The organism is Leptospira vanthielii serovar Holland str. Waz Holland = ATCC 700522, from assembly GCF_000332455.1.
Classification (GTDB): Bacteria; Spirochaetota; Leptospiria; order Leptospirales; family Leptospiraceae; genus Leptospira_A; species Leptospira_A vanthielii.
Genome location: NZ_AOGY02000028.1, coordinates 59,653 through 86,335 on the forward strand (window position 1 = coordinate 59,653; position 26,683 = coordinate 86,335).

A 26,683-nucleotide genomic window follows, 5' to 3' on the forward strand; every position below is an offset into this window, starting at 1 on the left:
TGGGGGATGTGATGCAATTACTTACAAAATTAAAACTTTCTAGTTATTTATTTCTTTTGATACTTGTATCCTTCTCACATTGCAAAAAATCTTCCTCTTCTGGAGAGGACCTGGCTGCTTTATTACCTTTACTTAACTTAGCATCCGGTTTGAATTTCTGTCCAAAATCTCCACTACCTTCTGAAATCTTGATCGCTACGACAGTTGTTAGTGCAAGTGCCAATGTTTCCGGTTTTTCCGACTCAAACAAAGCAATCAATGGCATCTGTGGCTCTGGAGAACTTGTTGGCTCTTTGGATGTTTACGCCTTAGACATCACAGGTCCAGGTGCTACAATGGTCCTCAGTTGGGGCGGAAAAACTGTAAAAAATGTCTCGGGTGACGACTTCATTGTTTATGACAATAGTTTTCGCATCTCCGATGATACAAATACTTATGCTATGGATCCTTCCGTCATACAAGTTTCCATTGATGGAACCAATTTTTGCGGATTTAATCCTAGTTATACGGGTGCCAGTGTCAATTTAATGAATAGCTGGTTACGTTTTGGTGGACTTAGACCAGTGTATTTCAATATGACCACCAAACCATTTTCAAACGAAGACTTATTTGTCAATACCGGTGGATCTTTTTTGTTAGGTGGTGGTGATGGATTTGATTTAGACAACTTAGACGAGAACGATCCGAACGATATCAATTGTAATACCACTCTCGCCAATGATATCAAAGCCACTGGATTTAAATTCCTGAAAATTACCTCTGCAAGTGCTGTGAACAATCCTGCAACGGGAAACAACTTCCCCTGGCCCCCTGGCAGTTATAATGGTAGCGATATCGATGGAGTGGTGGCTCGCAAACTGCAATAACCATCCTTTAGTCATTATGTCAGATTTTCCCTCTTTCGAAGTTCTACTAAAAAAAACCTAAAAAAAGGACCTGTATTTCAGTTGACCGATCCTTAAAAAAGAGTTCTTTTTTTAGAACCACACCGAGCGCGTATCCACTTTGAGCGAAAACCTATACACACAAAAAATATCCATCCAGGATGAGATGCCTAGGTTATCCGCGCAGGCCAATCTTCTAAAACTCCTACTCGATCCTTTTTTGGATTCCATTTCCTTTGAAAAGGAATCAGGGAAGGCACTAGACGCTGGGGCAGGTCCTGGAGTGCTCACCAGTTTCTTAATGAAAAAAAATCCGAATCTTCATTGGTCTGCATGTGACATTTCGGAAGAAATGGTGCAATATTGTAAACTGTCGCACCCAAAAGTAGACTGGAAGGTCTCCGATGTGCGTTCTCTCGATTACCCGGACAACCATTTTGATTTCATCTTCAATTCTATGGTTCTCATCCATATCAAAGAACCAGAAAAGGCTCTAAAGGAATTCCACCGGGTGTTAAAACCAGGCGGAAAGATTCTGATTCATTGTCCCAACGATAAATCCTTCACTGGCCCCCAAGTTCTTTTGGACATGGTGGCAAAACATGCTACGATTCATCCAGCGGATCGGTTTGTAATGGAAAAGGTTCCTGAAATTATGGAACAATTGGGTTTTAAGTTGTCGGCAAGAACAGACTTTATTGCATCCAATGATGGCAACGATGATAAACCCTTAGTCGACTACCCAAAAATTCATTTGGGAATGATGACAGGTTGGTCGATGATGTCCTTTATGGGTCATCCAGACGGAATGCAAGATTTGTATTCTAGGCTCCAATCAGAGTATATGTCCAATCGTGTGAAATTCACGATTAAACTTGAAACGCATTTGTACCAAAAATAGACGGAGGCAAAATTGAATCAAAAGGCACCCATTATCATCGGGGAATACCACATCATTCCAGAAAATTTGCCTGCTGATGGCCAACTTCGATTGATCTTCCAACCAATCGATATGACTACGTATTGGAGGCGGTGCGGGCTCACTGCAAACTTTGTTGCCGGATTTTACTCCTATTGTTACGAAGCTAGTGAAACCAAAGCCAACTCCCTTTCTACAATCATTAACGAACTTCTTGAAAATGCTTCTAAATTTTCGAAAGCAAGAGAAGGTAGAATCAACGTAGAATTGAAACAATACGGAAATCTTTTAAGAATTGATGTTTTAAATGTGGCGTCAAAAACCTTACGAGATAGTTTTGAGCTTTTTGTAAACAAACTCTTGTCGGAGAACGTGGAGGAGATGTATTTTTCTACACTCGAAACCAAAGAAGATAGTGATACCAAGTCTGGTCTGGGCCTACTCATGATGTTAAAGGACTACCCCGTTCGTTTTGGTTATAGTTTCCATGAGATCGATGCCGATACTCATGAAATCACGGTAAGAGCAATTATCAACGTAGAAGAGATATAATAGGCGAAGCTTCATGGAAATCAAAGACTTAGATTACAACATACAATACGACGAAGCCACTAAGACTGTCAAATTCACAGGTTCCATCCGATTACAGAACTTACCCGCTTATGAACCCATAAAATTATTTTTAAGAGACGTTGCCAAACTTTGCCAAGGAACCTTACTCACTATGGATTTTAGAGATTTACAATTTGTAAACAGTTCGGGGATCACTACCCTCTCTATGTTCATTATTGATTCCAGGAAAAGTGCAACATACCAAATCAAAATCCAAGGATCCCTCAATGTTTCTTGGCAGTCAAAATCACTTTCCAACTTCAAAAAACTTTGGGACCAAGTGGTTTTGGAAATTTCCTAAACACCTAAATTTCGTTTCCGACCCTACTTTCCGCCCATCTCGTACAACCTTCTAAATTCGAGCATGCGGCGGGACATTTCATTGAACCTTTGCGCTAATATCACAAACAAATTGGTAAGTAGTTTGATCGCAAGAGTCGGACTTTGGATTTCCAATTTTTGAAATTCATTGGGAGTCAAAATTAATAACTTTGCGTGATCCCTCACAATGATATCAGCATTCCGATTGGACTTGGAAACAAAACCCAACTCTCCAAAAATCTCTCCTTGGTTTAAAATGGAAATCGTAGACCTGACTCCGTCCTCACGATTGACAACCACTTCCACACTTCCATCCAAAACACAAAAGAGGCCTTGGCTTTCTTGGTTTTGGTGAAATACAATATCCCCATCTTCATAGTCAATGAGATCCAACATAGATAATAACTTCTTTGATTCCTCTTCTGTGAATCCTCTGAGAAATGAGAGAAACTGGCTCGGAGGAAGCATCATATCATGAACAATATTTTGCCAAACCTCATCTCCCTCCATTGAGAAGAGAGGTCGAATGTCTTTGTACTCAGTAAATTGAGTTTCGAATAAATGGGCAAGTTCGGTTCCCGCTGGAAAACGTTTCGCCAAACGGAGGAAAGGTGAGTGAATTTGTTTTAGATATTCGTTATCATCCAGTAAAAAAACCATAGGGATGACGATCCCATATTCGGGATGATGGATGTTCTTCTTGTACATCCTGTAACCAACTTGGTTGTACAAACGAACTAAATGAGGATTGGTATCAATAAAATCGATGACAATCCCATGTTCTCTGGCATGTTCATAGATCTTCATACAAAGCATACTAGCAGCTGCTGTATGACGAAATTCACGTTTTACCATGAGTTTTGTGGACATCGAAACTTGATCCGGATAAAAGGGCCGGAAGAGTTCCATTTCATATAAATCTTCACATTCTAAATTTCCGTCTTTACGGAAGTTGATGCGAACCGTTCCAATACATTCACCCTCTTCTGTCTCTGCGAGGAAAAGATGACCTGTTTCATCGAAGGGTTCTTTAATCATTTTTGTATTGTGGTCAGCATATTCCTGAACCCTGTTCATTTCTTGAACATAAATGTCATATCGGAGATGATAAATTTTATTGCGATCCTCCTCAGTTGTAGCCAAATGTACTTTGATCTGACTCATCCTAGTCTTCCCCCTAAAAAAATGAAAAATCATTTGCAATTTATGCAAAATGTATGACGTTATAAGCTAATTTTCCGCATTCTCTTGAACGAAATATAAAGAAAGAAAACTTTACTCTATGCCGCAATCTCCCGCCAACGAAAATCGATTTGTCCTCTCGGACTATTACAAAAAACAACTTAAAGAGATTGCTTACCAAGGGGAATTCCGCGCAGAAACCTTCGCAACCAAGTTCCGATTTTTCTTCCTCGGATTTTTAGTTATCTTTGCCACATTGGGTCTCCTTTCCGGTCGGCCCCCCATCGAGTTCTACTATCAGATTTCTGCCATCTTAGTTCTTCTCTGTTATAACTTCATTGTCCTTTACTCATTAAAAAAATCGGGTAAGTATCTCAACATCTTTAAATTCTTATCTTCCTTTTTAGAAATCACCCTACTGACATTCGTTACAGGGTATACGGCATACTCCCAAAAAAATCCAAGCCTTGTGTATGCGGCACCGATGATTTATGTTTTCTTCATTCTCATCGCATTGGCATCCATACGTAATAATACTAAGACCATCATCTTTGCTGTCATTGTTCTCATTGTAGAGTATGCATCTCTCACCATCTACTTTTATCCAGAGATGACTGATTTGAATACTAAACTCATAGAGTTATCACAGTATCTCAAACCAGAGTTTTTAGAAGAGAACAGTACGTTCTTCCTAGTCAGTGCTGTTCCCATGGGAATTTTTCTCATCCTCTTATACATGATAGTTACCGGTGGTCTCATTCTTTATGCCATTCTCAATACATCTCGTACAACACAGGAACAAGCTGACTTAATTTTTAATACAGAAAAACAAGCCATCTTAGAAGAGAACTTACGACTGGGTATGGAATTAGACGTAGCAAGACAAATTCAAGCTATGGTACTACCACGTAATGAAGAATTAAAAGAGATCCAAGAACTAGAAATTTCGGCAAGAATGGACTCGGCCAATGAAGTGGGTGGAGACTATTATGATGTGGTCCACCATGAAGATGGAACTGTTTACATTGGAATTGGTGACGTAACAGATCATGGTCTAGCCTCGGGTGTTGTGATGCTTATGACTCAGTCAGCGTTTATCACAACTTTGCGTTCCAAAGTAATTTCATTACGAGAATCACTTCGTTCCATCAACTCTATTTTGTTTTCCAATATACATGTTCGAATGAATGATATTCGAAATCTAACTCTGTCTTTATTTTCCTATAAAAATGGAGTGTTTACCACTGCGGGACAACACGAAACCATTTTGGTTTATCGGCATGCTGTCAAAAAAACCGAAACTATCGACACTGTCGACAACGGTATGTTAGTTGGTCCAACAGAATCTATTGATGAATTTATTCATGAAAAACCGATTCCTCTCCAACCAAAAGACATCATCCTGTTATACACTGATGGAGCAACGGAAGCCGAAAACCCGAAAAGGGAACAATTTGGAGCTCACCGGTTGATTGAATCTTTAGAAAGACATATTGAACTCGATACGACCGATGCAATTTTAGATGCAATCTTTAAAGACATCTACGTCTTTATCGATGGAATGGATGTTTATGATGACATTACCATCATGCTCATGCGCAAACGAGGATAGGATATTTTATGGACAATGAATCAATTATGGAGGAAGAACGCGCCAAGTATGCTGAGTTAGAAGTCCTCTACCAAAACATCATTGATCACTCCACAGAAATCGAAAACGAACTTCTAGAAAATAATACAAAGATTCAAACGATTTTAGATCGTATGCGTCGTTATCTCTCTCCACAACTTTATGAAATGATTACGGGTGCCGAAGTAGAAACCTCCATTTCACACCAAAGACGTAAACTCACCATTTTCTTTTCTGATATAGTGGGATTTACAACCATCACTGATTCCATAGAACCAGAAATTCTTTCTGATTGTTTGAATAAGTATTTAGATGTGATGTCTAGTATCGCAATCAAATACGGTGGAACCATAGATAAATTCATTGGGGATGCCATCATGATTTTTTTTGGTGCACCTTCATTTGATAACGACAAAGTCCATGCATTAAACTGCGTAAAAATGGCCATCGAAATGAGAGACAGTTTACCTTCGTTAGCTGAATATTGGAAAAAATCTGGAATCAATCACAACCTAACCTGTCGTATTGGGATTAATACCGGCTATGTGACCGTTGGAAATTTCGGAACTAACGAAAGAATGGATTACACCATCATTGGCGGGCCAGTCAATGTGGCCTCTCGATTGGAAAATGCCTCTGATGCTGGGGAAATCCTTATATCCAATGCAACCAAATCGCTGATAGACGAGTTTATTGATACAAAACCAAAGGGTGAAATTGTTGTCAAAGGAGTCCACACTCCTATTGAGACCTTCCAAGTCATCGGTTTAAAAAACGATCAAGATAAAAAAGAAAACCCATTCCTGAAATTTGATTCTGATGGATTCCTTCTCAAACCATTACATTTTGATAAACTGAGCACAAATCCCGAAGAACGCCGATTAATGCAATACGCATTAGAAAAAGCGCTTGCGGCTTTGAAATAACTCATCTACATTCGTTAGTTGAACTACGACTATGCGAAAGTACGGCAATTTCCAATCTGCAAATAACATCAACCAAGAACCCGATTCCAAAATCCAAATCCATTTAAAACCAGTGGATTTAATGCGTTATTGGCGCCGGATTGGAATCATGTCCGACTTTATTGGATATTTTTACGGATTCTCTTTTTTACCCAATGTTCCAACAGAATCAATGGATATGAAAAATTCGGACATTGTGAATTCTATATCCACAGTCTTTAACGAGTTATTGGAAAATGCCGCTAAATATTCTTATGATAAAAAAGCAGATATCGAAATCTCTTTAATCCATAGAGGCAAAACATTCGAAATGTTAGTTCGTAATAAAACAAACGAATCAAATGTAACTGCTTACGAAGCCAGTTTGAAAGAGATTTTCTCGGCAAAAGACTTGGAACGTTTGTATATCGAAAAATTAGAAACTAACGAAGACGATCCTCATCATTCTGGTATTGGTCTGATTATGGTTTTGAAAGACTATCCTGTCGAAATGGAAGTATCTTTTGAATCAGAAGGAGAGGACACATTCATCACAAGTAGGGTCATTTATTTCACAAACGGGTTCCCTCAATCATAATTTCTAAAATTTGATCTACTTCTTTTCGAAAGGTTTCTTCTTCCTCTTTGGATTTGATTTGTTTCCATTTCCGTTCATTTAACACGGCAAATCCGTGAACCCCACTCCAAAAACTCATCATGAGAGTGTCTGTGGGAACGGAATTTTTCAACTTCAATGATTTTTGGCCGTATTCCACTATCTTATACATTCCTAAATAGGCTAATTTCCCACACTCTCGCAATTCATCAGAAATGGGATCTCCAGAAACATAGATCTCACCACCAAACATAAGTTCTGTCCTTCTGGGGTTTTTGAGTAATAGAAAAATATATTCCACACCTGCCTTTTTAATTTTTTCCAAAGGATCTTCCGAGTGTTCCCAGGCCCTATCCATACCCTCAGTCAATTCCCGAAACCCTTCGGTAACAAGGGCCTGGAGGAGATCCATCTTTTTGGGGAAATGGCGGTAGGGGGCGGTATGGCTCACACCCAAATCGGTGGCAATGTCTCGAAGACTGAGAGAAGAGACACCTTTCGTTTCTAATACCTTTCTGGAATGGTCCAAAACCTCTTCTCTTAGATTTCCATGGTGGTAGGTGCTAAGTTTTGATTCAGGTGCAGAATTTGGTTTTTGGAGTGTTTGTTTTTTTTTAGCAGGTTTCATATCTAAAATGTTTACAATGTATACTTTCTATGTTGACAGAGTATACATATATATTTACACTGTCTACATTATGGAATTTGATGACTACAGAAAACAACCACTTTTTTGGAATGGGATCGCCATGGTTATACTCACAGTTGCCATCCTCCCCCTCTTATTTCTAGATACAAGAACCCTTTTGGGAGTCAATGTCTGGATCAAACCCTTGAAATTTTCCCTCTCCGTGGGAGTGTATTCACTAACCACCATTTGGGTTTTGGTTCGATTTTTAAAAGATTGGAAATACCAAAAACAAATCCAGGTGGCCTTAACCATTACCTCTCTCATTGAAATTGTCCTTATCACCTTACAAGCATATAGCGGAGAGTTGAGTCATTTCAATGTGACAACCACTTGGAATCAAATTGTATATTCAGTTATGGGCACAAGTATCTCATTATTTTGGTTGTTCCACCTTTGGATTGTTTACCGAATCTTTAAAAAGGAGTCAATTTCTCCAACTGTAAGAGAAAGTTTAGTCTGGGGACTTACCATTGCCGGCTTTGGAATGATCATTGGATTTTTTATGACATCCCCTCGTCCAGAACAATTAGAGGCAATGAAACTGGGAATCTTTCAAACTAGCGGTTCGCACCAATTTGGCAGCGGAGATCCTGGAACTGGATTATTTTTCTTTGGTTGGAGTACGAAAATCGGTGATATGAGAGTTCCCCATTTTTTTGGAATGCATGTAATGCAAATCTTTGTATTTCTTGCGGCTTATTTAATAAACAAAAGGGAATCTCTTCCCAACCAAAAACTAGTTCGTTCCATGGGAATTTTATTTTTACTGATGAACATAGTTATGGTAGTCCAAACCTTAAATGGAGAATCGGTTTTTAATCTGAATCCAATTTACACAAGTATTTATGGAGTTTCCCTACTTCTCAGTTTCCTTTGTTTTTTCAAATTAGTTTCACAACCCAAAAAAATTCATACGCAGGTACCAATATGAACCCTTCCTTAATCTTTAAAATTGCCAATGGAATTACATTATTAGCATGGTTGGTATTGATTCTATCACCAAACCAACTGAAGGTGATTCGTAATCTTAGAGTGTTTGTCTCAGGTCTTGTTCTCGGTGGGGTTTATGTATTTGCAATTATCGTTGGGAATGGACAGGCCGAAGGGAACTTTTCCAGTTTGGAATCGGTTCGTTCACTATTTGCCAATGATTACTTTTTACTAGCGGGATGGATCCATTACCTTGCCTTTGATTTGTTTTTGGGAACTTGGGAAGTAGAGGACGGTATCAAAGAAGGAATCAACAGGTGGATTCTTGTTCCGGTTTTGGCCCTTACGTTTTACTTCGGACCGGCGGGATGGCTCTTGTATTTGATTTTAAGATATGTTACAAAAACCATAGATAAAAAGGTTCAACCGATCTAACCTCCGTAAACATCTAGGAGAGAAAGAACTCGTTGGCAGCGATTCTTTTTCTCTTCATCACCTTCTAATTCGGCAATTTCCAAATTTTCGAAGGCAAGATCCCTACCAGTTTTTTCATCTAAAGTTTTGGCATTGGATTTAGCACCAGATTCTAATAATAACGCAAGCACCGCTGAGTTTCCAAACTTACATGCTTCGTGTAGTGCCGTTATACCAGTATTATCTGCTGTATGAATGTCGATACCTGCCTGAATTAATCTCTTTGCCATACTGGGTTCTCCAAAAACAGAACACCAATGTAAGGGAGTCATCCCATTTACTGACTGAAGATTGACTTTGGCACCCTTTCGAATGAGCTCATCCATAAGCGTAGTTTTTTCTAACAAACGTAGTGTACTATCTTGGCAAAGTTTAAAGATCGCCGTTTCTCCATTGGAATCCAATTGATTGGGATCCGCCCCTCGTTCCAAAAGTCGCATACAGGATTTGTACTTCGCACGAACAAAACATTCTTGTAAAAGTGAAAAACCTAAAGGATTTCGAATTGGATCATTGATTATATAATCAAGTGAACCCACTGTGCGAACAAAGGAATCCAGAAGATATACATCATCGGAATCCAACCAATCCAAAGTTTTATCCTCATTTTTAGTGTTCAAACTAGAACCTAAATTAGTTTCATAACCTTCTGGAAATTTATGTTTGAGAAGTGGGATAAACATTGGTTCCGATTCAGAATGACAGACTACATCATGAAAAAGTTGCCAATGTTTTTGATTGGGAACCACTTGATTGGAAAGAAGAAAAATTAATGTTTCATTGAGTTTTTTTTGAGTAAGTTGAAATACAACCTGCACATTCCCTTCTTTGAAATGAACTTCAGAAATGGTAGATTGGTTTTCCGGCCAATGGTACATAACAAGAGTTAATAGTTCTTCTTTGGTCTGATCATTTAGAAGAGAAAAATCTTCCTGTAACGCTAATATATTTCCAGACAATGTGTGAATCTTTGCAGATAATTCATTTGGGATGAATTCGGGAAGTTTTTTATCCGAATCGCCATGTTCATCAAATTGGATTTTATAGATATGAGTGGCAGTAAAACTTCCGTGTAATAAGGTGTTCCACTGGTCTGCAATGGCTAAATACAATTTTCCTGACACTGAACTTTCATCTAACAAATCAATTGTAATGGATAGTCTTACCGCGGAAACATTAACATTTTGATTGATGATGATTTTTAATATTGGGGAGGGTGATTCTGTTCTGATATCAAAAAGGAAGTTTTTTAACCGACTGAGTTCCGGTAGTCCTGTTATAGAAATTCGTAAATCGTTTTCATTGCCCTCTTCGTCTTTTAAAAAAACAAGTTCCTCATTTGACCAGTCAGATATAAAATCCGTTGTATACCTTCCAAAAATTTGACCTTGGAGTTTGTGTTCAGGAATTTGATCTTTAAAATGAATATCAAATAACACGAGTGAGTCGGAGGACGAAGCAACAAACTCTGTGCGGTAATCAAATTGATTCCAAGAATAACATTTTTTGCAGCGATACTTCCCCTTTTTTCCTTCCAATTTGGAAGTTGAAATGGAGTGACCACTAAAACAATTAGAGCAGGATAAAATCGTTTTCATATTTCGCTTGTTCCGATATATAAAACAGGAGAGTTTTGACGGATCAATCTAAAATTAAAATCTTCTAACCATTCAGGTAGGATTTCATGAAACAAAACCAATATTTGGTCATCGGAGGATCGGGAGAAGCAGGCCAAAGCGCCATTACCTGCCTAAAAGAGAAGGATCCAACTGCCTATATCATAACATCAACTACAACAAACGAACCTGTGTCGAATGCGGACCTTACACTTTTCAGTAAAAAGGCTGAACCTGGGCTTGCCGATAAGATTCTAGCAGATCTTAAAATTCACAATATTTCTCCGAATTTTAAAGCCATCATTTACACTCCCGCCCTTGGGGAAGTGGGGTTCCCTATCGCAGAAAGTACACCCGAACAAATCAAAGATACAATGGCAATTTGTTTGGATCCCCTTTTGGAACTGGAACAAACATTGAAACCAGAACTTACGGTCGCCTATTCAGCGTTTTATTGGCTTAGTCATACTCTGTCTTTCTACGGGTCCATGGGAGTGGCTAAATACAAGGCAGATCTTTGGGCCTTGGAGAATCCCCAAAAAAGAAAAATAATCAGAGCAGGAACTTTTTTCTCTAAAAGTGTAAGGGGAATTTCTATTGTCCTTCAACGTACAATGAAAAAGACAAACAATCCTGATCTACTAACATTAAAAAGGCGATATGAGGACTCCGGTCAAAAGTTTATGGATTTTTTTCTATCCTATGCCTGGGAACATGAAAAAGAAGCCTTCCAATCCCAATTTGAAACACCTTACCGTCCCACAGTGCGTAAAGACTTAAGCCGCGGATTACAATTAGCTTTAGAGTCGAATGCACCCATAGTCACAGTACTCGGAGACTGGTCCTTTGAAGAAACCGAACTTCCCAAAGTCCCCGATTGGTTTAAACAATTCTAGTTGTTTTATTTTTTGAGATAATGAGAGATAGACCAATCGGTATACGGAGGTTCAGGTATGCGTCGACTTATGTTTCGTAAAAAAGGAATTTTAGAATGGGAGGAGATGGAACCACTCGCAATCACAGGCGAAAACCAAGTGATCGTTGAACCCATCACCATTGCACGTTGTGATTTGGATCTACCAATCCTTCGCGGAGAAACTTTATTCCGCGCACCCTTCCCCGTAGGACACGAGTTTGTTGGTAAAATCAAATCCGTTTCAGAGGATTTGGCAAATGTATATTCGGTAGGAACGACCGTTGCCGTTCCCTTTCAAATTTCTTGTGGATCTTGTCCTGCTTGTTTGAACCATCATGCTAATTCCTGCGAGTCAGTTCCTTATACATCGGGGTACGGAATGCCACCAGGAGCAAACTCTTTTGGAGGAGCCATAGCTGATGAAATCAAAATTCCATTCGCCAAACAAATGCTATTTGAAGTGGATAAAAAAATTGATCCCGTCGGCATTGCCAGTTTCAGCGATAATATCTCCGAAGTTTGGAAACTCGCAGGAAGGTTTTTAGTGCAAAAAAAAGATCCGAAGGTTCTCGTTGTGGGCGGCCATGCGGGAAGTATTGGACTCTATACAGCTTTATTTCTCCACCAAACAAAAAAAGCCGAAGTGTTGTATGTCGATACGGATACAACAAAAATCCAATTAGCGGAATCTTTAGGAATCCCAGTAGAACATTTTAACATCTTTCCTAAACCAACTAAAAAATATGATTTGGTATGTGATGCTTCGGCTAATAAACAAGGTTGGGATTTTGCTGTTCGTTCCCTTGGCAGAAATGCTATTTTTAGTTCTGCTTCTATCTTTTGGACCAATCAATGGGAAATACCTTATTTAGAAATGTACAACCAAGGTGTGGAAATCCATTTGGGGCGTGTGGAATCTAAAGATTCCATGGAAGCACTCTATCCTTACATTCAATCAGGAACCTTTACACCGGGAAAAATTGTGACAAGAACAGCTAACTTTAAAGATGCGAAAGAAGCCTGGTTAGAGGAATCCATCAAGTTGGTGATTACCAAATGAAATCGAGGAAATCCCGATTTAGAACTTTTTCTGGTTCATTGGACCGGTTCTACTTTTTTCTGATTGGGATGGTTCTTACCATCCTTTCTCTATGTTTCCAAAACTTATATGCAGATTCCATTACAGAGCGTTTTACACCGCCAATGGGATTCCAACGAATCAACTTTCCTAATGATAGTTTTGCGACTTATTTAAAAAACTTCCCATTAAAACCGGAAGGAAGTTCAGTTTCTCTCTACGATGGAAAAATCAAAACAAACCAAGTCCATGCCGCCGTTTTAGACTTTCCCCTCCTGAAAGAAGATTTGATTCAATGTGCGGATGCTGTGATGAAACTCCGGGCTGAATATTATTATTCACGAAAACAATACGACAATATCCATTTTAAAATTAGCAACGGAATGGAGGTGGCGTTTTCTCGGTTTGCCAAAGGAGAAAGGGTCCAAGTCAATGGAAACAAATCCCAATGGAAAAAAGGTAAATTCAAACAAGGAACGGGACGCAATGTATTCGAAGAATATTTGCGATTTATTTATAGTTATGCAGGAACTATTTCTTTAAAATCTGAGTTAAAGAAAAAATCCATCCAAAACTTAACTCCTGGGGATGTATGGATCGAAGCAGGTTCACCAGGCCACGTGGTTTTGGTGATGGACCAAGTAACAGGAAAAGGTGGACAAACTTTATTTCTTTTGGCACAAAGTTATATGCCTTCCCAAGAAATGCATATCCTAAAGTCTAAAAGTCAATACTCTCCATGGTTTGAAGTTCCCGAGAACCAAACCTTTCCAACTCCCGAATGGGAATTTCCTACAAAAGAATTTTATGGATTTGTAAAATGAAGTATTGGTTACTATGTTTACTGGTGTTTAATGCCTTGGTTTTTATCAATGAATCAAATAAATAATATTGCCGTATACTGTGGATCTTCAGCTGGACTTGATCCTTATTACATGAACGCAGCTTTCGAGTTAGGTGAATATTTAGGATCCCACCAAATTGGTTTGGTTTATGGCGGAGCCAGTGTTGGTCTAATGGGAGCTGTAGCCAACGGATGTTTGTCAAAAAATGGATCGGTTATAGGTGTTTTGCCAAAATTTTTAAAAAAGAAAGAAATCGAACATTCTGGACTTGGCCAACTCATCCTCGTGGAAAGTATGCATGAAAGAAAACTAAAAATGTTCGATTTGTCCGATGCCTTTGTTGTTTTGCCTGGAGGACTCGGAACCATGGAAGAATTTTTTGAAATTATCACATGGTCTCAGTTAGGTTTACACCACAAACCCATCATTATCATTAATTGGCTTGGATTTTACAATCCCCTCCTAACACTAATGCAAAATATGGTGGAGTCGGGATTTTTGAAAAAAGAAAATGCTGCGCTCGTACAAGTTTTAGAAACCTCAAAGGATCTACTACAAACCATCCAAAACTATTCACCGTCTAAGATGGAGAAATGGTTGTCGGAAGAAAATGTGTAAAGTTCTATTACTGAAATGAAATCTTCTATGCGAAATCGGTTTTATATCCTTTCACTTTTCCTTGTGGTTGGATTTATTTTTGCAAACTTGGGAGTTGTGAGAGCCGACCCAAGACACGGTGGGTATGACCAGAGACAAGGAAATCATGACACCCGTCTCACTCCACTACGCCAACTCTCTCCCGAAGCCAACCGAATCCTCAATGCCCCTCCACCAGTAACCCACCAGGTCACTGCTTTCGAAAGTCATATCACAGACAAAACTGCCTATCCTTACATTCAAACAACTATAAATTTTGTCAAAGGCCATCTATCCTTTAAGGCTTTTCTATCTGATGGTCAAGAAATTTCCTATTCCACTCGCGGGGAACATATCTGGCATTCGCAGTGTTATGGTGACCTTTGTGTTTTGATCACACAAAAAAATTTGTTAGGTGTTAGTAACTCAAGTTCAGAATGGGAAAAAGGACATCATTTTGGAGAAGAACATTATAGAGTGGCAATGGGTCATAGAGCAGCCTTAGTTGCAAGCGACAGAAAACTATATCTTTTTAATAGTTATACGAATCATTGGGAAACCATCAGTTTAGAACAAGAAACCATCCGATCCTTTGCCAACTTATACGACAAAGTTGCCATCACCACAACTCGCAGAATGCTTGTGATTGATCTCCCATCAGAAACTCAATTCGAAGAGAACTTACTCCTTCGAGTTATCCATCAATTTGAGATGCGAGATGGTTTTATCAATTTTTATGCCGGGGATAAACTTTGGATGTTTCGCCACCAAACAGAAAACTTCGAAGAGGTGGATTTGACGGATTAGGTTTACTGAACCGAGAATGAAAATGATTACCTGGAATTCAATCTAAAGATTATGCAAAAGTTGATAATCATCATCCTCTTCTCATTCAATGCTTGTGCCTTAACTCTGATTTCTCCAGGCCTTAATTCCAATTATAGATTAGATAATATAACAAATATAAAATTTGAAGAAGCCGCTTTTTACGGCTCCAAACATTATAATCTTTCTGCTTTTTTTATAGAATATGAAAACTTAAATCTCATCATCAATGACATAAACAACACCACATTCAATAAAGATGAAAAGATGGCGATCAAAGACTTTGATCAAAACAAGATTCACCTCATGGTCGAACTCTGCTATGATAAAGAAAAAGAGATCAACATTTTTGAAGATTTCGAAAAACATTACTTCCAGTTAAACAATCACTCATACGAATCAAAAATTTCCTACTTTTACCCTTATTCCTTTTACAAAAGAGGAAGTAGAATTTCCAAAAAATATCCATTCTATATGAATGATGATTATCCTTATAATAAATTTATCCTAAAAACAGGAACTGACTTTCTGATGTGCATTAGAACCATTTTGGTGTTTGAGAAGGAAAATCAAATCAATGGTAAAAATGAATTTGAGATCTTAACACCAAGAAATACGCATATATTTTTTAGTTATGAATACAACCATCAATTTGTATTTTACAAAGGTGAAAGGATGGATTTTTCAGCTAAATGATGGGATGCTGCACATCGTTCAAAATTTGTAAAACAACAACTATCTCTTCCTACGATTTGATTATGAAAGATCGAATTTCCTATGGGGAAGTTTTAGATAGTTCTGCAAAAGATGGGAAGGTGGATTCTCTGCCGCTTCCGTTGTCTTTTTTTTCATTCCAGAGAACTTCGAAAATGCAGTTTTTGAGTGCAAACATCCCACTTTGAAAAGATCCATACGGGGTTAGTGGAGTAAGTGGTACCAACTTTACCTGTTTCAAAAGGAATCGGTAAGTTTCTTCTAACTTATCTGAGTAGAGAAGTAAATGATCGATACTTGAATCTAACATATCTTAATAAAACCATTTCAAAAAAACTTAGATTAAACTATAAGAGTCTTGGGAATTGTAAAACGTAAATAGTCTTCAATCGTGAATCAATATTTTCTTAATTTGTTGTGGTAAAAAAATCAAAAAATTTTCTTCAGTGCAATCCACTTTATTCTTATATAACAAGGCAACCCTATAGTGATAAGTGCCAGAATTATTTATTTGGCCGGTTGCTGTTTTTTCTATTCCATTAGAATGAATTTCCAATACAATAGGAGAAAAAGATTCGTTATTTGCAATTTGAACAACGTAATTCTGGAATTTTCCTGTAACAAATCTATTTAACTCACCTAAATCTTGAGTAATACCACAGTCAATTTCATTATCGTAAACTGATGGTTCAGTAACTCCATAATAATTTTTATAAGTCCATTGAAAGTTTATCAAGTCAGATTTTTGAAAAGAATCACCGTCTTTCGGAGTTAAAGATATTATTTGGTCATTCATATCGGCAAGTAACCAAAACATCGCGATTCTAGTAAAATCTGATTCTAAATTTCCAATAGCTGAAGTATTAATGAAAGCAAAACTTACTAAAACTGGAGATAAATATTTTAATAGGTTTAGTTTTTTTCCGCACTGCTTCTTTTTAAGTTTATAAAATATCAAGAGCATTGGAATGTAAACGATTAAGCAGTATATGTCTGTTTGGTCAGCTGTTCCTTTCGAAGGAATAAAAAACCATAGAATCTCTGTAATTACATCATTTGTTTTTTGATTTAGGTTCAACAAAATGAACATAAGAGCTACAACAAACATACTAACGAATAAAATTATTGATTCTTCTACTTTATATTTTTTAAAATTACAAAAAGTTAAAACTATTGCTGACAGTAACAACGGAGTAACAAACAAACCAATAATATCGCTTATTTTTCCAGTTATTCCATTATGAAATATCGATTTGAAATATGAGTCGTTTAAAATCCAGATGATTATAGCTAAGAAAGAATACTTGGTTGAAAGAATTTTTATTGAGATATAATCAGAAATTTTCATTATATTTCTCCCTTGAATGGTTCAAATATTTTCCAATTCTCGATCGGACGAAAAGTACAGGATTGGTATCGCGTGAAGATTAGAGTTGCTATATATTCCTGATCACCTTCATGTGTTTTTATATCTTTGGTAGGACAAGGCATTGCTGACAATGATCTCAAACAATGATTTAATGCCTTAACATCATAAAAATTTCTGCTTGCATTTGAACCACCACCGATCTGAACCCAAGGATAAGGTTCTTCTTCTTCATTTCCTAATTCAGAAATTGCATATGCGCGTCCGGCATTATAACCACAACTAATTGTTTTTAATAAAATTATTTTTGAGATTTCTCTTTCTGCTTCACTTTTTCTAATCGTCTCCTGACCCTTTAGAATCACTAGGCAATTAATAAAAGATAAAAAAACCAATAGGTAGATTTTATGCATATATCCCAATAGAATGATCTAAGATTCCCATCTAACACCAAGTTATCTCATCCCTACTCCACACATAAAGCACAAAACTTACATCCAACCCGTCTAACAACCGATGTTTCCAGAAAGACCAGTTTGGATTTGGGAGGGCAACCAAGAGTTTGTACTTTTAAAACTGATCTTACTTCTGGTTTTCTTTTACCTTGCGTTTCGTATCGCAGCCCACATCACTCGAAGGATAGAACTTGTCCAAATGCATAGCAAACGGTTGGACCGTTTGGCTTTCCGGGCCGGTTGTAATCAGGAGGAACGCAAACTTTTACAATCTTTTTACTACCAACTGGACAGGCGCCATCGTGCGGTCCTCGCCCACAACCATGCCAAAGAATACCTCCGTCAACATTTGCTCACTTACGTATCAACCTTAGATAAGGAAAACTTTCTGCCATTCCTTACGATGATCTCCAAGTTTTTGGGAACGGCAGGCGACAGAAGGCCTCTCTTCCACCTTCGGGAATTTGTCATTGTACAAATGGGGTCAAAAACCTATTTCGCACAAGTGGTAGATCCTGGTGCCGGTGAAGTCCGGTTGAAGTTGGGACTTGCCGAAGGGCGCTTAACCGTCGTGGACAGCTTTCGAGTCACTGTCTTTCGCAGTCCCCGAGGTCTCCAAACTGTGCGGGGTGGGGGGAGAATGGCCTCACCCTCTTCCGTTTATTTCCTTCCCGAACTTACGGACCTCTGAGATCTCAAAATTTGACCAATTTCGATTCGCGCTTGAAATATTATTTCCAATAAAATTAATGTGACATAAGTCCATGAAGTGGAATCGCATCAATCAAAATGACGAATTGTTTTCCCTACTCTTCGTATTCCTGTTTTCCTTTACTTCCCTAATTTGGAACGGCAACTTCATGGTGAGAGGGATTGCCAGCTTTCAGGGTGTAGGCGATTTTTTTTCCGGATCCTTTGATTCCTTTGGATCCCTAATCAAAAGTAGCTATAACAAACTGGAGTCTTTCGAACGTGTCCGAGAAGAGCGCGACTCTTGTTTGAACGTTATGGAAGAATACCGCCAACTTTCCAAAGACGTGGAAAGACTAAAAGCCGAGAACGCTATCCTCAGACAAGAGTTGAACTTCCCTCTGCATATTGATTATCCTTCGGTTCGTGCTGAAGTTTTGAGTGTTCGATTGAATGCGATCTACCGCACTATCATCATCAATAAGGGTTCCGAAGAAGGAATCAAACCTTACATGCCTGTGGTCGCGCGGTCACTGGATGAAAAAGGTAAATTTACAGAAGCGTTAGTCGGTAAAATCATCGCTGTTTCCAAAGGATCTGCTGTCATCCAACCCATCATCAATTCCAACTTTTCTATGGGGGTTGCCATTCCTGGAACCAATCTTTGGGCCTCTCTCAATGGAAACAGTGGTCGCGGAACAGATGTTTTGTTAGATTACATTGATGCCGGTATTGTAATCGATCCGAAAGCCATTGGAAATTTTCCTATGGGTCCAAATCCACCGCCAACTTCAGCCAACACAATGTTTACAGAAGGATTTAGTAAAATTGGCAAGGCTGTATTTAGTTCTGGTGGATCGGGAGTTTTCCCTTCGGGAATTCCAGTGGGAACCATTATCGAAGAAGGCCCACGGAATGGGTCTTTTAAAACTGCCATCTTACGCCCGTTTGTCGAATTTGATAAACTTTTACATGTAATTGTCGTAAAAAAACTTCCTGAAAAGTGGCGTGAAGAGTGGCCTGCAGAAAAAACAATTCAAATTGATGGCCCTTATTTTGGCGAAATTGATTTTCCAAAAGAAAAAGATTATAACAAAAAAGAGAAGGATAAAAGACAAGGTGGTTTCCCATCTACTTTCGGAACTCCTCAGTATACAAAACCATCTGTGAATACAAATGCACCTGATTCCTCGCCGACAGTTCCCTCTACTCCTTCAGTTCCAGAAACTCCCAAGGAGACATCACCATGATTTTAGATAAACTCTTTATCGTCATAGGATTGTTACTCTCCCACTTCCTCAATGGATCTAATCTATTTGAATTAGGAAATGCTGTTAGGCCAGATTTTATGGTTATCTTTGTTGTCTTTTTTGCGCTCCGAAAAGGCCCACTGTATGGACTTTGGTTGGGATTTTTTGGAGGCCTACTCACGGATACTGCACTCGGTGGCGAAATCGGTGGAGACAATATTGTATATTATAAAATTGGACTCCATTCCTTTTCTTATGCCATCATAGGATACATCGTTGGGAAAGTAATGCGAACTTCCTATACAGAAAACTACATCTCCATCACTATCTATATCCTCGGATTTACATTGGTTTCAAGACTCATCACCTATCTTTTATTTCTGATGTTCTTTCACTCCAATCATAGTTATTCCTTTTTATATGTGTCTTTGTACAATGCATTCATTGGCCCTGCGTTGTTTTTCCTATTCTCGTGGGCCTTTCGTTTAGATGCAGATGAGGTGAGGCAATGAGCCAATCGGCCTCTGAGTTTCGCTTAGAAACTAGCTTTCGTAAACGACTGTATTTTTTTACTGGTATGGTTGTTTTTACATTAACAGCCTATATCCTTCAGTTGTTTAATCTACAGATTGTACAAGGAAGTGAAAACTCTTTAAAAGCCGAACGTTTTGTTCGGAGAAGTGAGTCTATTCCTGCTGATCGGGGCAATATATTCGATCGTAACTTCCTTACTCCAGAAACAAGCCAACCTCTTGTATCCAACTCAGCATCATTAGATGTAATTCTTAATACTAGTTTATTAAAGAATGATCCAAGAAAGGTGAAGGATTTTATATACAAATTCTGCGAAGCCCTTTCTATCCCCATCGTTTATTACGAAAAAGAACTCCAAGATTCTCGAATGATTAAAAAAATTCGATCTAGGGAACCATTTGTACTATTAGAAGGGATTTCGCGCGAACAACAAGAACGAATTCTTGTTTTAGATAATATCAATAAATATGTCTATTTAGTTTCCTCACCTGCACGTGTTTATCACATGGGACCCGCCCTCTCACATGTGACTGGTTATGTGGGAAAACCAACAACTAGCGACTTACAAGAAAAAGAAATCAAAACCTACCAACTCATCGGTAAAGGTGGAATCGAATCTCTCTATGACACAACCCTTCGTGGCCAAGACGGATTTCGTATCCAAAAACGGAACACTGAAGGAAATATCGAAGAAGAACGAGTCATCGAACATTCGGTTCCCGGCAATAACTTAGTTTTAACCATTGATCGTGATATGCAAATTGCTGCCTATCGTGCACTAAAAGGTGTTAGGGGGACTGTCCTTGCCATCAAAGCAACCACAGGCGAAGTTTTGGCCATGGCTTCCAATCCTTCTTATGATCCCAATATCCTTTCTGGAAAAAACAAATTGGATCGATCCAACCACTTTACGCGTGTGACTAACAACGGCGGTTTTTTAAACTTAGCCATTCAATCCAGGTTTCCGCCAGCTTCCACTTTCAAAACTCTAGTGGGCCTTGCCGCTATGGAAAGTGAACACAAAATCAATTTTGATCCCAAACAAACATTTTCTTGTCCGGCAAGTTTTACATTAAAGTCAACATTCAAAGGTGTACCGGACCAAGTTTTTTATAACTGGGATAAAAAAAATCATGGAGATCTCAACCTGGCTCAAGCCTTGGAAAAATCCAACTCCGTATATTTTTACCAATTAGGATATAAGTTGGGAGCCGAACCAATCCTTGCCTATTGTAGATTGTTTGGTTTAGATAAAAAAACAGGAATCGATCTACCTGGGGAAGCAACAGGTTTTATTCCAAGTTCCGATTGGAAAAAAAGAACTTACGGCAACAAATGGTTTGATGGGGACACTGTGAACCTTTCCATTGGACAAGGTTTTATTTCAACCACTCCAATTGAGATGGCACTGTTTTATATGGCCGTTGTTAATAATGGAAAAATTTATAAACCTTATGTGGTTTCAGAAATCAGAAGTCCTCTCGACAACTCTCTCATCCAAAAAACAGAACCAACAATTTTGAGAGACATTCCTCTCAAACGTTCCACCGTGGAAGCACTCAAAGAAGGATTGTATTTAGTTGGATATTCGGGAACAGCATCTGGTGTTCTCAACTCACCAACACTTCCAGAAATTGCTGGTAAAACGGGAACGGCACAAACTAGACGTAGGGGCGCTTCCTCCTCAAACCATGCTTGGTTTATTGGCTACGCACCTGTGAACGCTCCTCCCGAAAAACAGATATTAGTTGCTGCTTTCGTAGAATATGGAGTAGGTGGTGCTGCATCGGCTGCTCCTGCCGCAAGAGAAGTATTTAAAGCTGCTTTCCCACCAGGATCTTTCCCAAGAACGGATAGGTCTCGTGCCAAAACCATGTTAGAAGAAGCACCAGTAGAACAAGAGGCATTTTAATGGCTGATCGCAATACAGAAAAACTCGATTTTTTTCTCATTTTCTCCGTAGTCCTCGTGGCAATGGCAGGTGTTCTTACTTTATACACCCAAGAAGCCAACACTGCGGATGGACTAGGTCGCTGGTACAAACAATTCACCTTTGTTTTTGTTGGTCTTATCTCCATGTGGTTTATGTCTAGGATCAACTATCAGTTGATAGGTTCCTATGCTCTTTTCATTTATATCTTTTCCATAGTATTACTTGTACTCACACTCATTCCAGGCATTGGATACCTACCTTCTGGACGTGGAGCTCGTTCTTGGTTAAAACTTGGACCCATCACTCTACAAGCCTCAGAGTTTTCCAAATTGGCAACGGTAATCTTACTTGGCCAGTATTTAGTTTTAAAAGAAAAAGAAATGCACAAAATAACGGTATTAGTTGTTCCATTTATCATCTGTTTGGTGCCGATGCTTTTCATTATTTTGCAGCCAGATTTTGGAACAGCCGTTTCCTTTTTACCAATGTTATTCACAATGTTATATCTGGGAGGCGCGGACATTCTGCACGTTGGATCTCTCCTTACCTTTGGTGGAATTTCACTCATGGTTCCGATGTATCTTGCTTATTCTCAATTGACACTGATTCAACCACTTGTTGATTTACTTCGCAAAGATAACAAAACAGAACTTGTATCGATTGTAAACCAACTCCAAGGGAAAATTTGGCTCATCTTAGATGGGAAAAAAGTATCAGGCCTCACCTTACCTGGAATTGAAAATCCAAAAAATCTACAGATGATCCGGGAAGCTGCTGATATCGTAAAAGATGAATATGCAAGTTTGGGTTTTAAAATTCTATCCAACGAGCCGTTTATGTTTGGTCTCGGTGGGACACTCGCTCTCATTAGTTTGGTGATGATTTTTATCCGCATTGCTCGTGGTTCCAAACATCTTAGAAACTATTACATTACGATTGGAATTTTGGGGCTCTCCATTCTCTCTGCCATTGCCGTTCACAAATCCATTCCTTTCCGAGAGAACCAAGTCATTCGGCTCACAGCTTTTCTAAACCCTGACCAATTCAAACAAGGGGCAGGTTACCAACTCCGAGCATCAAAACCGGCAGTTGGTTCTGGAAAGGTTTTTGGAAAGGGACTCTTTCATGGTGAGATGACAGAAGGAAGAATTCCCCATGTTCCCGAATCGGGAACAGACTTTATTTTTGCCTCCTGGGCCGAACAAACTGGATTTTTTGGAAGTGTGTTACTCCTATTTTTTCTAATGTCGATACCCTTACGAGGACTACAGATTAGTTTTGAAAGTAAAGACAGGTTTGGATCACTTCTGGCTGCAGGAATTGTGGCGATGATATTTTTCCATATCGCCATCAATGTAGGTATTGTGATTGGGCTACTCCCTGTAACAGGTGTTCCACTCACATTTATGAGTTATGGCGGATCACACTTGGTAATGGCAATGACTGCCGTTGGAATCATCCTTTCGATTAAAAAACGTAAGTTTGCAAACTAAGAATCACCATGAAACCGACCAAAAAAGAATTGGGGGCAGAAAAGTTCTTTCAGACCAAAATCAAATTAGAAAATGAATTGATTCGTTTGGAAGAACTAGATAGGGAATCAAAAGAACGGATCACAAACATGATCCAACTCTCGGAACAATTGATTCAAATTTCAGAAACCAATGAATCTCCCTATTTTTTACAAAGAAGCAAACGCCTAAGTACAGAAGTCCATAAGTTCCAAATCAAAAATGAATACAAACAAAAAGAGTTCGATACACTATTCCATATCTTAGAGAAAATCAAATCAGAAGATAAAATAGAATTTTTAGATTCTGCTTTAAAAAACCGAATTACTCGGATTGCCAATCGACTCACAGAAAAAAAAACAAACCCATCATCCTCACCGCAAAAACTAAATGGGAAGTTGGTTTTTATTTGTTATGTGTTAGAAGGTGTAAACTTTCTCATTCCTAAAAAAAGTTACCGTATTCTTAGAAACATTCCTGCATTCAAAAAACAATTACGGATCAAGGATAAGTTAGTACCCTTGTTTCCAGGACCTGGATTTGTTTTGATGGAAGAAGGTGAAAAAAAAGAAAAAAATGTACTTCTGATGAAAGACTCTTCTAAAAAAGACAATGGATTTTATTTTGATGAACTGAAGGAAGATTGGGCAGTATCAAAAACATCGTTAGAAGGATTATTAGAAAAAGATTCTACAAATGGACAAATTTTAGGAAAAATCAAACGGAAAGGGAAGTTATACCATTTAGTTAAAATTTAAAATTCGGACACTCTCCTCTTTATCTTTTGTTAGTTGCTCTTTCAGCTCATCCAAACCACCAAACTTTTTTTCATCACGAATTTTATGAACAATTTCTAACTCAACTTCTTTACCGTATAAATCTCCGTCAAAATCAAAAACATTCACTTCCACATGAAGTCCCAGACCATCAAATGTTGGATTGTGTCCGATGTTTACCATTCCCTTATGGTCGTGGCCACCAAACTTCGCAAAACAGGCGTAAACACCAATGGCCGGCAAAAGTTTATCTTCTGGAACTTTGATGTTTGCCGTAGGAAATCCAATGGTCCTACCTCGTTTGGCTCCTTCAAAAACAATTCCCGTGATATGATAATTCCTACCTAAAAGAATTTTTGCTTCTTCCATTTCCCCTTTTTCCAAAAATCCACGGATCAGAGAAGAAGAGATTTTACTTTCTTTTTTTAAGACGGCTTCTTTTAATTCTACCGCATAACCATATTTAGGTTTATTTGAATTTAAAAGATGAAAGTCACCTCTGCGTTCGGCTCCAAAAAAATGATTATAACCAATCACAATATGTTTGGTATTCAAAGTTTGGATCATAATTTTTTCTAAAAAATCTTCCGCTGACATTTTAGAAAGTTCTAATGTAAAATCTAAAACAACCAAATAATCGATTCCAAACCCACGGATGAGTTCTTCTTTTTCTCTTTCAGAAGATAAGTATTTAAAATTTGGTTTTTTACCAAGAACCACAGATGGGTTTGGATAGTATGTCACAACAACGGAAGGGATTCCCAGTTCCTTTGCTTTTTCGACAGTTCGTAAAAGTAGTGTCTGGTGGCCTACATGGATTCCATCAAAGTTGCCGAGTGTCAAGGAAGAGCCAGTTTGAAACTCGTTTTGGATCGATTCTAAAGAGCGAATAATTTTCAAAGGGGGACTTGTCTCGTAATCCGATACTTGTACTAGGTGCTTCCATTGAAACTACGAATCCTTCTCCTTACGGCAATCTTTTTATCATCCTTTGTTTCGATGTTCGCATCAGACTCCAAAATCCCGAAACAAGAATTTGGATTAGAAGAAGGTCTACTCCCAGAAGATATTTCCACCTTCCCGGAGTTAAAAACATGGGCCATCTACCAATCCTATGAATTGGAACCAGACAATGCACACCTCGGACTTCAGGATTATATTTGTAGAATGGTTCCAGAAACAGGGCTCCAATTCCTTTTGGAAAAACCCATTGTCTCCAAATCGACAGTCTATCTCTATCTGGACCTAACTCGTTACCGCCCTCTAAAGGGTTCCAAATTCAAACCGAGGAAACTGAATATTCTTGTGAACGGAAGGCCCAAACTTTCGGTTTATACGGACAAAAACCAAAGTTTCACCAATCCAGTCGAAATTCCTTTGGAACCTTCTGAATATCCAGATGGGAAGATTTACGTCGATTTAGTGCCAAGCAATAACTCACTTGGCCGTTTTTGGGGAGTTTGGGATGCGTTTGTCTTAGAAAATCGGTTGGATGCGAAAGATTGATTATACTGCGTATTTTTCGCGGTATTCGTCTTCGCCAATGGTTTGGAAATAACTTGTAAGGCCTGCTACTTTGAAAACCTTCTCGATCGCAGGTTTCATATTCGCAATGGAGAACTTTCCCTTAAGTTCCTGGACATAATTCAGTTGTTTGATGAGCATTCCAATTCCAGAGGAATCAATATAATTGAGTTTCTCTAAATTGATGATCACATGTAGATTGTCAGTGGGTTGGGTTGGAACATTGGTTTCCAGGAAGTTTTTAAAATCCAGGGAAGTGTAAATGTCCAAACTTCCAGAAATGCTGATCACATAGGCATCGGCATTTTTTTTTAGATTGATAGATTCTAAAGTTTAACGCAACACTTCCTTTATTTTTTCCGCGGGAGTTTTCCAGCCAAGCGTTTTTCTTGGACGCTCATTTAAAAGCTTTTGGACTCTTTTCAGTTCTTTTCTTGATATATCATTAAAGTCAGTTTTTTTAGGAAAGAAATCTCTTATTAGCATATTCGTATTTTCACAAGTCCCCCTTTCCCAAGGACTTCCCGGATGACAAAAATATACTTTCATTTGAGTATCTTTTGTAAATAGCTTATGGTTACTCATTTCTTTACCTTGATCATAAGTTATCGAAAGTCTAAGCTCTGTTGGCATTTTTTTTAGTTCCTTGGCAAAACTTTTTCTGACGGTCTCAGCATCTGTGCTTGTTAAAGGAACCAGTATAACATTTCTAGTAGTTCTCTCTACAATTGTACCAATTGCACTTTTGTGATTCTTTCCAATTATCAAATCACCTTCCCAATGTCCTGGAATTGATCTTTATACGTGGCGT

At 38.5% G+C, this 26,683-nt stretch carries 30 protein-coding genes and 1 pseudogene; 22 read left to right on the forward strand and 9 right to left on the reverse strand.

The window, feature by feature from the left end:
* Positions 1–11: 11 nt before the first annotated feature.
* The 4 genes from LEP1GSC199_RS06415 (at position 12) to LEP1GSC199_RS06430 (ending at position 2,716) form a co-directional block, all read left to right on the forward strand.
* Complete coding sequence (locus tag LEP1GSC199_RS06415) at positions 12–866, forward strand: LIC_13355 family lipoprotein (protein ID WP_039926222.1); 855 nt, start codon at positions 12–14, stop codon at positions 864–866.
* Between the two features lie 184 nt (positions 867–1,050).
* The gene (locus LEP1GSC199_RS06420; RefSeq protein WP_039926244.1) at positions 1,051–1,785 is read left to right on the forward strand and encodes a class I SAM-dependent methyltransferase; all 735 of its coding nucleotides are present in this window, start codon (positions 1,051–1,053) and stop codon (positions 1,783–1,785) included.
* A 12-nt stretch (positions 1,786–1,797) separates the two neighbouring features.
* Entirely contained in the window at positions 1,798–2,355 is a 558-nt protein-coding gene (locus LEP1GSC199_RS06425; protein ID WP_002979205.1) for a slr1658 superfamily regulator, read from the forward strand.
* Between the two features lie 13 nt (positions 2,356–2,368).
* The gene (locus LEP1GSC199_RS06430; protein ID WP_002979129.1) at positions 2,369–2,716 is read left to right on the forward strand and encodes a slr1659 superfamily regulator; all 348 of its coding nucleotides are present in this window, start codon (positions 2,369–2,371) and stop codon (positions 2,714–2,716) included.
* A 23-nt stretch (positions 2,717–2,739) separates the two neighbouring features.
* On the opposite strand, the gene LEP1GSC199_RS06435 is transcribed toward LEP1GSC199_RS06430, so the two are convergent.
* Complete coding sequence (locus tag LEP1GSC199_RS06435; protein WP_002979172.1) at positions 2,740–3,900, reverse strand: GNAT family N-acetyltransferase; 1,161 nt, start codon at positions 3,898–3,900, stop codon at positions 2,740–2,742.
* A 118-nt stretch (positions 3,901–4,018) separates the two neighbouring features.
* Here LEP1GSC199_RS06435 and LEP1GSC199_RS06440 point away from each other — a divergent pair, with 118 nt between their 5' ends.
* From LEP1GSC199_RS06440 to LEP1GSC199_RS06450, 3 genes are read left to right on the forward strand one after another with little or no spacing between them, the layout of a single operon-like run.
* Positions 4,019–5,530, forward strand: coding sequence for a PP2C family protein-serine/threonine phosphatase (locus LEP1GSC199_RS06440; protein WP_002979211.1), 1,512 nt, complete (start codon positions 4,019–4,021; stop codon positions 5,528–5,530).
* Between the two features lie 8 nt (positions 5,531–5,538).
* Complete coding sequence (locus LEP1GSC199_RS06445; protein ID WP_002979151.1) at positions 5,539–6,474, forward strand: adenylate/guanylate cyclase domain-containing protein; 936 nt, start codon at positions 5,539–5,541, stop codon at positions 6,472–6,474.
* A 31-nt stretch (positions 6,475–6,505) separates the two neighbouring features.
* Complete coding sequence (locus LEP1GSC199_RS06450; RefSeq protein WP_002979106.1) at positions 6,506–7,090, forward strand: DUF6272 family protein; 585 nt, start codon at positions 6,506–6,508, stop codon at positions 7,088–7,090.
* Here the strand turns inward: LEP1GSC199_RS06450 and LEP1GSC199_RS06455 are convergent.
* Positions 7,065–7,736 (reverse strand): TetR/AcrR family transcriptional regulator, encoded by a 672-nt coding sequence (locus LEP1GSC199_RS06455; protein ID WP_002979227.1) that lies wholly within the window; start codon positions 7,734–7,736, stop codon positions 7,065–7,067. The two genes, LEP1GSC199_RS06450 and LEP1GSC199_RS06455, sit on opposite strands and share 26 nt — an antisense overlap.
* A gap of 70 nt (positions 7,737–7,806) precedes the next feature.
* On the opposite strand from LEP1GSC199_RS06455, the gene LEP1GSC199_RS06460 reads away from it, so the two are divergent.
* Together LEP1GSC199_RS06460 and LEP1GSC199_RS06465 are read left to right on the forward strand one after the other, a co-directional pair.
* A complete protein-coding gene (locus LEP1GSC199_RS06460; protein ID WP_002979157.1) occupies positions 7,807–8,730 on the forward strand; it encodes a hypothetical protein in 924 nt (307 codons plus the stop codon).
* The gene (locus LEP1GSC199_RS06465; protein WP_002979265.1) at positions 8,727–9,164 is read left to right on the forward strand and encodes an ABA4-like family protein; all 438 of its coding nucleotides are present in this window, start codon (positions 8,727–8,729) and stop codon (positions 9,162–9,164) included. The genes LEP1GSC199_RS06460 and LEP1GSC199_RS06465 overlap by 4 nt, the downstream gene beginning before the upstream one ends.
* Here LEP1GSC199_RS06465 and LEP1GSC199_RS06470 read toward each other — a convergent pair.
* Positions 9,161–10,801, reverse strand: coding sequence for an ankyrin repeat domain-containing protein (locus tag LEP1GSC199_RS06470; protein WP_002979220.1), 1,641 nt, complete (start codon positions 10,799–10,801; stop codon positions 9,161–9,163). The genes LEP1GSC199_RS06465 and LEP1GSC199_RS06470 overlap by 4 nt on opposite strands.
* An 86-nt stretch (positions 10,802–10,887) precedes the next feature.
* Between LEP1GSC199_RS06470 and LEP1GSC199_RS06475 the strand changes: the two genes are divergently transcribed.
* The 6 genes from LEP1GSC199_RS06475 to LEP1GSC199_RS06500 are packed head-to-tail and all read left to right on the forward strand — an operon-like array spanning position 10,888 to position 15,815.
* On the forward strand, positions 10,888–11,715 hold the full coding sequence (locus tag LEP1GSC199_RS06475; protein WP_002979165.1) for a hypothetical protein: 828 nt from the start codon (positions 10,888–10,890) through the stop codon (positions 11,713–11,715).
* A gap of 57 nt (positions 11,716–11,772) precedes the next feature.
* A complete protein-coding gene (locus LEP1GSC199_RS06480) occupies positions 11,773–12,795 on the forward strand; it encodes a zinc-dependent alcohol dehydrogenase (RefSeq protein ID WP_039926225.1) in 1,023 nt (340 codons plus the stop codon).
* Positions 12,792–13,637 carry a DUF4846 domain-containing protein gene (locus LEP1GSC199_RS06485; protein WP_002979243.1) on the forward strand — a complete coding sequence of 282 codons (846 nt, stop codon included), beginning with the start codon at positions 12,792–12,794 and terminating at the stop codon, positions 13,635–13,637. Before LEP1GSC199_RS06480 ends, LEP1GSC199_RS06485 begins: the two co-directional genes overlap by 4 nt.
* Positions 13,638–13,685: 48 nt before the next feature.
* The gene (locus LEP1GSC199_RS06490) at positions 13,686–14,276 is read left to right on the forward strand and encodes an LOG family protein (protein WP_039926250.1); all 591 of its coding nucleotides are present in this window, start codon (positions 13,686–13,688) and stop codon (positions 14,274–14,276) included.
* A 27-nt stretch (positions 14,277–14,303) separates the two neighbouring features.
* A complete protein-coding gene (locus LEP1GSC199_RS06495) occupies positions 14,304–15,101 on the forward strand; it encodes a hypothetical protein (protein ID WP_002979238.1) in 798 nt (265 codons plus the stop codon).
* A 51-nt stretch (positions 15,102–15,152) separates the two neighbouring features.
* Positions 15,153–15,815: a hypothetical protein gene (locus tag LEP1GSC199_RS06500; protein ID WP_002979125.1), complete on the forward strand. Its 663-nt coding sequence runs from the start codon at positions 15,153–15,155 to the stop codon at positions 15,813–15,815.
* 79 nt (positions 15,816–15,894) lie between these two features.
* Here LEP1GSC199_RS06500 and LEP1GSC199_RS06505 read toward each other — a convergent pair whose 3' ends face one another.
* From LEP1GSC199_RS06505 to LEP1GSC199_RS20510, 3 genes are all read right to left on the reverse strand, one after another.
* The gene (locus LEP1GSC199_RS06505; RefSeq protein WP_039926227.1) at positions 15,895–16,143 is read right to left on the reverse strand and encodes a hypothetical protein; all 249 of its coding nucleotides are present in this window, start codon (positions 16,141–16,143) and stop codon (positions 15,895–15,897) included.
* A 75-nt stretch (positions 16,144–16,218) separates the two neighbouring features.
* Complete coding sequence (locus LEP1GSC199_RS06510) at positions 16,219–17,181, reverse strand: hypothetical protein (protein ID WP_002979207.1); 963 nt, start codon at positions 17,179–17,181, stop codon at positions 16,219–16,221.
* Positions 17,181–17,612 carry a hypothetical protein gene (locus tag LEP1GSC199_RS20510; protein WP_002979141.1) on the reverse strand — a complete coding sequence of 144 codons (432 nt, stop codon included), beginning with the start codon at positions 17,610–17,612 and terminating at the stop codon, positions 17,181–17,183. The genes LEP1GSC199_RS06510 and LEP1GSC199_RS20510 overlap by 1 nt, the downstream gene beginning before the upstream one ends.
* Before the next feature lie 103 nt (positions 17,613–17,715).
* Here LEP1GSC199_RS20510 and LEP1GSC199_RS06520 point away from each other — a divergent pair, with 103 nt between their 5' ends.
* The 6 genes from LEP1GSC199_RS06520 (at position 17,716) to LEP1GSC199_RS06545 (ending at position 24,330) form a co-directional block, all read left to right on the forward strand.
* The gene (locus LEP1GSC199_RS06520) at positions 17,716–18,345 is read left to right on the forward strand and encodes a hypothetical protein (protein ID WP_002979162.1); all 630 of its coding nucleotides are present in this window, start codon (positions 17,716–17,718) and stop codon (positions 18,343–18,345) included.
* 73 nt (positions 18,346–18,418) lie between these two features.
* Positions 18,419–19,594 carry a rod shape-determining protein MreC gene (gene mreC / locus LEP1GSC199_RS06525; RefSeq protein ID WP_002979160.1) on the forward strand — a complete coding sequence of 392 codons (1,176 nt, stop codon included), beginning with the start codon at positions 18,419–18,421 and terminating at the stop codon, positions 19,592–19,594.
* A complete protein-coding gene (gene mreD / locus LEP1GSC199_RS06530; protein WP_002979235.1) occupies positions 19,591–20,106 on the forward strand; it encodes a rod shape-determining protein MreD in 516 nt (171 codons plus the stop codon). Before mreC ends, mreD begins: the two co-directional genes overlap by 4 nt.
* Positions 20,103–22,040, forward strand: a complete 1,938-nt coding sequence (gene mrdA / locus LEP1GSC199_RS06535) for a penicillin-binding protein 2 (protein ID WP_002979253.1) — start codon at positions 20,103–20,105, stop codon at positions 22,038–22,040. The genes mreD and mrdA overlap by 4 nt, the downstream gene beginning before the upstream one ends.
* On the forward strand, positions 22,040–23,554 hold the full coding sequence (gene rodA / locus LEP1GSC199_RS06540; protein WP_002979194.1) for a rod shape-determining protein RodA: 1,515 nt from the start codon (positions 22,040–22,042) through the stop codon (positions 23,552–23,554). Before mrdA ends, rodA begins: the two co-directional genes overlap by 1 nt.
* Before the next feature lie 8 nt (positions 23,555–23,562).
* Positions 23,563–24,330, forward strand: coding sequence for a hypothetical protein (locus LEP1GSC199_RS06545; RefSeq protein WP_002979137.1), 768 nt, complete (start codon positions 23,563–23,565; stop codon positions 24,328–24,330).
* Here LEP1GSC199_RS06545 and LEP1GSC199_RS06550 read toward each other — a convergent pair.
* A complete protein-coding gene (locus LEP1GSC199_RS06550; RefSeq protein ID WP_002979177.1) occupies positions 24,316–25,248 on the reverse strand; it encodes a bifunctional riboflavin kinase/FAD synthetase in 933 nt (310 codons plus the stop codon). The genes LEP1GSC199_RS06545 and LEP1GSC199_RS06550 overlap by 15 nt on opposite strands.
* 36 nt (positions 25,249–25,284) lie before the next feature.
* On the opposite strand from LEP1GSC199_RS06550, the gene LEP1GSC199_RS06555 reads away from it, so the two are divergent.
* Entirely contained in the window at positions 25,285–25,854 is a 570-nt protein-coding gene (locus LEP1GSC199_RS06555; protein WP_232420684.1) for an LIC10729 family protein, read from the forward strand.
* Here LEP1GSC199_RS06555 and LEP1GSC199_RS06560 read toward each other — a convergent pair whose 3' ends face one another.
* On the reverse strand, positions 25,855–26,193 hold the full coding sequence (locus LEP1GSC199_RS06560; RefSeq protein ID WP_039926230.1) for an STAS domain-containing protein: 339 nt from the start codon (positions 26,191–26,193) through the stop codon (positions 25,855–25,857).
* Positions 26,194–26,205: 12 nt separating this feature from the next.
* Positions 26,206–26,670: pseudogene (locus tag LEP1GSC199_RS06565) on the reverse strand (IS30 family transposase); the annotation flags it as partial.
* Positions 26,671–26,683: the final 13 nt, after the last annotated feature.